General features: G+C 67.2%; 6 protein-coding genes and 1 pseudogene. 2 read left to right on the plus strand and 5 right to left on the minus strand.

Translation table 11 applies throughout. The features are described from left to right. The coding region (locus tag H0W38_RS15285; RefSeq protein ID WP_292455570.1) for a trypsin-like peptidase domain-containing protein at positions 1–1056 on the minus strand (1056 nt) is incomplete at its 3' end. Between the two features lie 119 nt (positions 1057–1175). Between H0W38_RS15285 and H0W38_RS15290 the strand changes: the two genes are divergently transcribed. Continuing rightward, a complete protein-coding gene (locus H0W38_RS15290) occupies positions 1176–1367 on the plus strand; it encodes a hypothetical protein (protein ID WP_292455572.1) in 192 nt (63 codons plus the stop codon). A gap of 109 nt (positions 1368–1476) precedes the next feature. Here H0W38_RS15290 and H0W38_RS15295 read toward each other — a convergent pair whose 3' ends face one another. The 4 genes from H0W38_RS15295 to H0W38_RS15310 all read right to left on the minus strand — a co-directional run bounded on the left by H0W38_RS15295 (position 1477) and on the right by H0W38_RS15310 (position 5194). Next, positions 1477–2376, minus strand: a complete 900-nt coding sequence (locus tag H0W38_RS15295) for a GGDEF domain-containing protein (RefSeq protein WP_292455573.1) — start codon at positions 2374–2376, stop codon at positions 1477–1479. Between the two features lie 167 nt (positions 2377–2543). Continuing rightward, on the minus strand, positions 2544–3881 hold the full coding sequence (locus H0W38_RS15300) for an ATP-binding protein (RefSeq protein WP_292455575.1): 1338 nt from the start codon (positions 3879–3881) through the stop codon (positions 2544–2546). Further along, positions 3878–4666 (minus strand): response regulator transcription factor, encoded by a 789-nt coding sequence (locus H0W38_RS15305; RefSeq protein ID WP_292455578.1) that lies wholly within the window; start codon positions 4664–4666, stop codon positions 3878–3880. The genes H0W38_RS15300 and H0W38_RS15305 overlap by 4 nt, the downstream gene beginning before the upstream one ends. A 156-nt stretch (positions 4667–4822) precedes the next feature. Next, complete coding sequence (locus H0W38_RS15310; protein ID WP_292455581.1) at positions 4823–5194, minus strand: four-helix bundle copper-binding protein; 372 nt, start codon at positions 5192–5194, stop codon at positions 4823–4825. Between the two features lie 229 nt (positions 5195–5423). Between H0W38_RS15310 and H0W38_RS15315 the strand changes: the two are divergent. Continuing rightward, positions 5424–5800, plus strand: a pseudogene (locus H0W38_RS15315) (hypothetical protein); the annotation flags it as partial.

Genomic DNA, 5800 nt, shown 5'->3' on the forward strand with positions numbered 1-5800 from the left:
CACGTCGCCCGACTTCAGGCCGGCCGCCGCGGCCGGGCTGTCCGGCGCCACGCTGGCCACCAGGGCGCCGTCCGGCGTCTTCAGGCTGAAGGACTCGGCCAGGCCCTGGTTCACGTCCTGGATCACCACGCCGAGCCGCGCATGCGAGGCCTTGCCGGTCGCGACGATCTGGTCCTTGACCTTGAGCGCCACGTTGATCGGGATCGAGAAGCTCAGGCCCTGGTAGCCGCCGGTGCGCGAGTAGATCTGCGCGTTGATGCCGACCACCGCGCCGCTGCCGTCGAACAGCGGGCCGCCCGAGTTGCCGGGGTTCACGGCCGCGTCGGTCTGGATGAACGGCACCACCGACGAGTATTCGCCCGGCAAGGTGCGGCCCTTGCCACTGACGATGCCCTGCGTGGCCGTCTGCTCGAAGCCGAACGGCGCGCCGATGGCCAGCACCGGGTCGCCGACCTGCAGCGAGGCCGGGTCGCCCAGGCGCACCATCGGCAGGTCCTTGGCCTCGATCTTGAGCACGGCCACGTCGGTCATCACGTCGGCGCCGAGCACCTTGGCCGTGAACTCGCGGCGGTCGCTGAGCTTGACGGTCACTTCGTCCGCTTCGTGCACGACGTGCGCGTTGGTCAGGATCAGGCCGTCCTCGCTGATGATGAAGCCCGAACCCTGGCCGCGCGTCGGGCTCGGCGGGCCGTCTTGGCCGCCGGGCGGCATGCCGCGGAAGAAGGGCGCGAACGGGCTGTTCTCGAAGCCCGGCGGCAGCTTGAAGCCCGGCGGCAGGCCACGCTCGGGGCCTTCGTCGCTGTTCGATTTGCGCGTGCCCTGCACGGTGATGCCGACCACGGCAGGCCCGGCCTGCTGCACGATTGCGCGGTAGTTGGGCACCGCGTCGGCGGAAAGCTGCGGCACCGGCTGGGCCGGCACCGTGGCCACCATCACGGCATTGGTCTTGACGGCTCGCGCCTCGCCCGGCAACCAATCGTTCTGGATCGCGCCGGCAGTGCCGACGGCCAGTACACCTGCCGCGACGAGGGCGGCGCTGAGGGACTTCATTCGCATGCTGATCTCCTTGAAGAGGGCGCGGAGAAACTCCGCATGCGACGAAAGATAGGCGCCGCCGGTTAGGGCTCGGTTAGCTTTGGGTTAAGCGAAGATTAAGCACAGTCAACTTGACCCCCTTGCACGCCCACACCGCGCTGTTCGGGGTGTACGGCATGCTGGGCATCGGGCTCGTGCTGTTCTGCCTGCGCGGCCTCAAGCCGGATCTGGTCTGGAACGAAGGCAGTGTCGGGGCCCTGACGCTCGCCTGGTTCGTGGTCGGACTTTGGTTCAGGCCGCAGCGCCGGCCCGTGTTGCAAAAAGCGGCGTGAGCTGGCGCGTTCTCTTCGGAAGCCATCCGGGGAGTTCGTCGGACCGGCCGGCCTGCTGCAGGTGTATTGTTTCACCCTGGCAAAACCAGATAGGCCGTCAGTCAAGCGCTCAAGCCGGAAGTGTTTCTGCTTCTCGCGCGCAGAACAATGCGTACCGACTCATACCTTTCTTAGCTCGGTACATTGCCGCATCGGCATTGTTTATCAGTTGTTCTCCACTCATCCCGTCGCCCGGATAAACAGCGATACCGATGCTCGGTTCGATGAAAAGTTGCAGATCAGCGATTTGAATCGGCTGTGCAATATTTTTCACTACCGACCCGGCGATGCGCTCGATGTTCTCGCTGCCCTGAGGATTCATCAACAAGTACAGGAACTCGTCGCCACCGTTGCGGCATACAGTATCTTCGTCCCGGCAATTGAGTGACAGTCGTCTTGCGACCTCTTTCAATACCGAATCTCCCGCCGCATGCCCGTGCACATCGTTGACGCTTTTAAAGCGGTCCAAGTCCAGAAACATCACCGCCAGCGTCCACCCATGCCGCTCTGCCAAGGCAATCGCGTGTGCCAAACGGTCGTCGAACAGGACACGGTTCGGTAAACCGGTTGTGGGGTCGTGCAAAGCCCGCAACGTGGCTTGTTTTTCGCCTTCCAGTGCCACCGTCAAGGCAGCCTCGCTCTGCGCCAAGGCTTTGTGCGAGTGCATCAGGGCGATTTCAGTCTGCTCAAGATCGTCGATCCCTTCGACCAGCGTTTTCGTCACGCTGGTTAAATCATCCGCACATTCCTGCACAGTGGTTTCAACTGCCTGACTGTGTGCCAAAGCCTTATGCGCCGACAGCATGGTTGCACCGTCGGCAATCTTTTGCTTGACGCGACTATTAGCCGACGCCAACTCGTCGGCACAGGCTTCCGCCTTGGCTTTCACAACCTGGCTTGTCTCCAGCGCCACCTGCAAAGCGAATGGCGTATCAGCAGGAATAGAAGTATGAATTCTATCGAAAGACATCGAGGGCCCCGTTTTCGATCGAAATGAACTCGGTAGTTTCTCATCATCGCGGTAGCTTGACTTTCCGAAAAAGATTAATTCGTGAATGCGTCAGCATTAGGCATTTTCGCGAAATTTTCTCTGACAGGGTTGGGTTGGGTTGGGTTGGGTGGCGGGGGCCAGCTCGTTCAGCCGGCGCTCGCCGAGCGCCGGGCGTGTGCTTCCTGCGCATTGAAGCGCACCGTCACGCGCAGCCCTTTCGGCTTCGATTCGCCCAGCGTTACGCTGGCGCCGTGCGCGGCAGCGACGCTGCGCACGATAGCCAGGCCCAGGCCTGTGCCGCTCGCTTCCGGCTCGTTGGAGCGGCGATAGAAGCGGTCGAACACCCGTTCGCGTTCCGCAGCGGGAATGCCAGGGCCGGCATCGTCGATCTGCAGCGTCGGCACTCCCGCATCGCTGAACACGCGCAGCTCGACGCGCGAGCCGTCCGGCGCATGCCGCACGGCGTTGTCGGCGAGGTTGCGTGCCAGGCTGCCAAGCGCGGCCGCATCGCCGGTGAGCGGCACCGGCGCGTCGGCATCGAGGTCGAACTCCACGTTGCGTGACACGGCGAAGGGCACCGTGTCCGCCACCGCCAGTCGCACCGTCTCGCTCAGGTCGAGCGGCGCCATCGCCAGGCCCGGCGCGCCGGGCTCGCTGCGCGCCAGGGTGAGCATCTGCTCGACCAGCCGTGCGGCGCGGTCGATGCCGCCAGACAGCGCGTCGACCGCTGCGAGCCGGGCGGCATCGTCCGGCGCACGCCGCAGAAGTTGCAGCTGCAGCTTGAGCGCAGTGAGCGGCGAGCGCAGTTCGTGGGCGGCGTCGGCGACGAAGGCGCGCTGGTTGTCGAAGGAGCGCGAGAGCCGCTGCAGCAGGCCGTTGAGCGCCTCGACGAGCGGCGAGACCTCGTCGGGCAAGCCTTGTGTGGGCAGCGGTTGCAGCGACTGTTCGCTGCGCTGCTGCACGTCGCGCGCCACCGTGCGCAGCGGCCGCAGCGCGATCAAGGCCAGCCACCAGATCGCCAGCGCGAGCACCGGGGCGACGAAGAGCAGCGGCCGCACGCTGCGCAGCGCGGCGCCGGCGGCGAGCCGGCGGCGGATCTGCAGCGGCTGCGCGACTTGAATGACGCGGTCTCGTGTGGCCACGCTGAAGGTGCGCCAAGTCTCGCCCGCCACCGACACATAAGCCAGGCCCAGGTAGGCGCGCGAGGGCAGGGCGGTGTGCAGGCGCGAGGCGTAGATGCTGCGGCCGTCGGCCGTCCAGATCTGCACCACGAAATCGAGCTGGCCGTCGGCCAGCGCACTGGCCTGCTGGGGGGCGATCTCGCCCTGGTCGCGCAGCGACAGCGCCATCTGGCGCAGCTGGTAGTCGAACAGGGCTTCGGTCTCGGTGAGCACCGTGCGGTAGGCGATGGCGCCCATCACCGCGGCGGCGAGCGCGAGCATCGCCACCAGCAGCAACAGCAGCCGCACGCGCAGCGAGTTCATGCGTCGGTGGCCGGCGGCAGTGGCGGTGCCGAAGCAGGCGTCGGGGCGGCTTCGCCGCGCGCCGCGCCGACGAAGTAGCCGACGCCACGCACGTTCTGGATGAAATCGGGCCCCAGCTTGCGGCGCAGTTGGTGGATATAGACCGAAACCGCGTTGCTTTCGATCTCCTCGCCCCAGCCGTAAAGGCGGTCCTCGAGCTGCGCGCGCGAGAGCAGGGCGCCGGGGCGGGTGAGCAAGGCTTCGAGCACCGCGAACTCGCGCGCCGAGAGCTGCACGGGCTGGCCGTCTTTCGCAACCTGGCGGGTGGCGGGATCGAGCGTGACGCCGCCGTGCGCGAGCAGCGGCTGGGCTCGCCCGGTGTGGCGCCGCAGCACGGCGCGGATGCGGGCATTGAGTTCCTCGAACTCGAAGGGCTTGACGAGGTAGTCGTCAGCGCCGGCATCGAGGCCGGCGACGCGGTGGCCGAGCGCGTCGCGGGCGGTGATCACGATGACCGGCGTGGCGTCGTTGCGCGCGCGCACGCTGCGCAGCACGGCAAGGCCTTCGCTGCCGGGCGCCTCGGTGCCTGAGCCGGGCTCGGCCACAGAGGAGCCCGCGCCGCTCGCGCGCGGGCCGCCTTCGGGCAAGCCCAGGTCGAGCAGCACCAGATCGAAACGCTCGCTGGCGAGCACCGCCCGTGCCGCCGTGGCGTCGCGCACCCAATCGACGGCGTGGCCTTCGAGCCTCAGCGCGGCGCGCAGGCTCTCGCCGATCATGCGGTCGTCTTCGACCAACAGCAAACGCATCGGCGGGCTCCGGCTCGTGATGGACGCAAAAGCATACCGTCGGCTTGCGCCCGGACGATGCGGCCCGCCAAGGGCGGTCGCCGCGCCGAAACGCAGCTGAGCGAAGTGCCCGGCTCGTGCCGGGGGTATGAACCGGGCCGGGCCGCCTTGCGCGGCTTAGGCGACGTGCGTGCCGGCCGGTGTGCTGGCGCGCGCGGGCCGTTCGGCCATCTGGCGGCATTCGCTCGCGCATCGCCGGCAGGCCGTGGCGCACTGCTGGCAATGGTCCATCGCGTGCCGGTTGCACTCTTCGGCGCAGGCTTCGCAAACCATGGCGCACAGCGCGCACGCGGCGCTGTCGTGGGCGCTTCCGCGCGCCATGAAGCCGGCGGCCAGACGACAAAGCTGGGCGCAATCGATGTCGAGCGCGACGCAGCGCGCCATGAGCTTGGGCTGCGGCTCGCCGAGGCAGGCAATGGCGCAGTGATCGCAGGCATCGGCGCAGGCATAGCAGGCGTCGATGCAGGAGCGGTGGTGGTGACTGGGCATGAAAGACTCCTTGTTGGGAGGCGCGACATCCGGACGGGTGGCGCCGCCCTGAACGCGGCAAGGCGCGTGCCAATGTCGCCCCGTCGCCGCGCCCCAGCGCTGCGTGGGTCTACTTGCGCGGCGCTCGGCGAGGCACGGTGCAATGGGGGACAGTTATTGCAGTCGGCGCCCCTCGGGTTGCGCCTGGGCACTTGCCTCCCGACCGAGGCCGCCACAATGCCGGCCTTGCATGGCGATCGCTCTTGCCCCTTGCAAAGCAGCGTCGGGTGTCCGCACCGAACGCAGCGAAGCCGTCTCGCTTGGCTCCCCGTCAGTCCTTCCATTTGAAAAGGCCCCCCAGCGCATGAACGACCTGAACTTTGCCGCTACCTGGTTCACAACGATGACGTTGCTGGGCGTGCCGCTTACGAACTGGGCTCTGGCCTGCGCCGCGGCGCTGGGCTTTTATCTGCTATTCACGTTCGGGCTGCGCTTTGCACTGAGGCGCGCCTCGCGCGTTGCCGTCAACACCAGCAACCGTGTCGACGACACCTTGATCGAGGTGCTGAGCCGCACCAACCGCTGGCTGCTCGCGCTGGCCGCGCTGTTGATCGGCCTGAGCCTGAT

It is taken from the genome of Methylibium sp., assembly GCF_013817365.1.
Taxonomy (GTDB): domain Bacteria; phylum Pseudomonadota; class Gammaproteobacteria; order Burkholderiales; family Burkholderiaceae_C; genus Methylibium.

Excerpts from the sequence above, each read along its gene's own strand:
- H0W38_RS15295 (WP_292455573.1), bottom strand. The coding sequence starts at position 2,376 with ATGTCTTTCGATAGAATTCATACTTCTATTCCTGCTGATACGCCATTC.
- H0W38_RS15300 (WP_292455575.1), bottom strand. The coding sequence starts at position 3,881 with ATGAACTCGCTGCGCGTGCGGCTGCTGTTGCTGCTGGTGGCGATGCTC.
- H0W38_RS15305 (WP_292455578.1), bottom strand. The coding sequence starts at position 4,666 with ATGCGTTTGCTGTTGGTCGAAGACGACCGCATGATCGGCGAGAGCCTG.
- H0W38_RS15310 (WP_292455581.1), bottom strand. The coding sequence starts at position 5,194 with ATGCCCAGTCACCACCACCGCTCCTGCATCGACGCCTGCTATGCCTGC.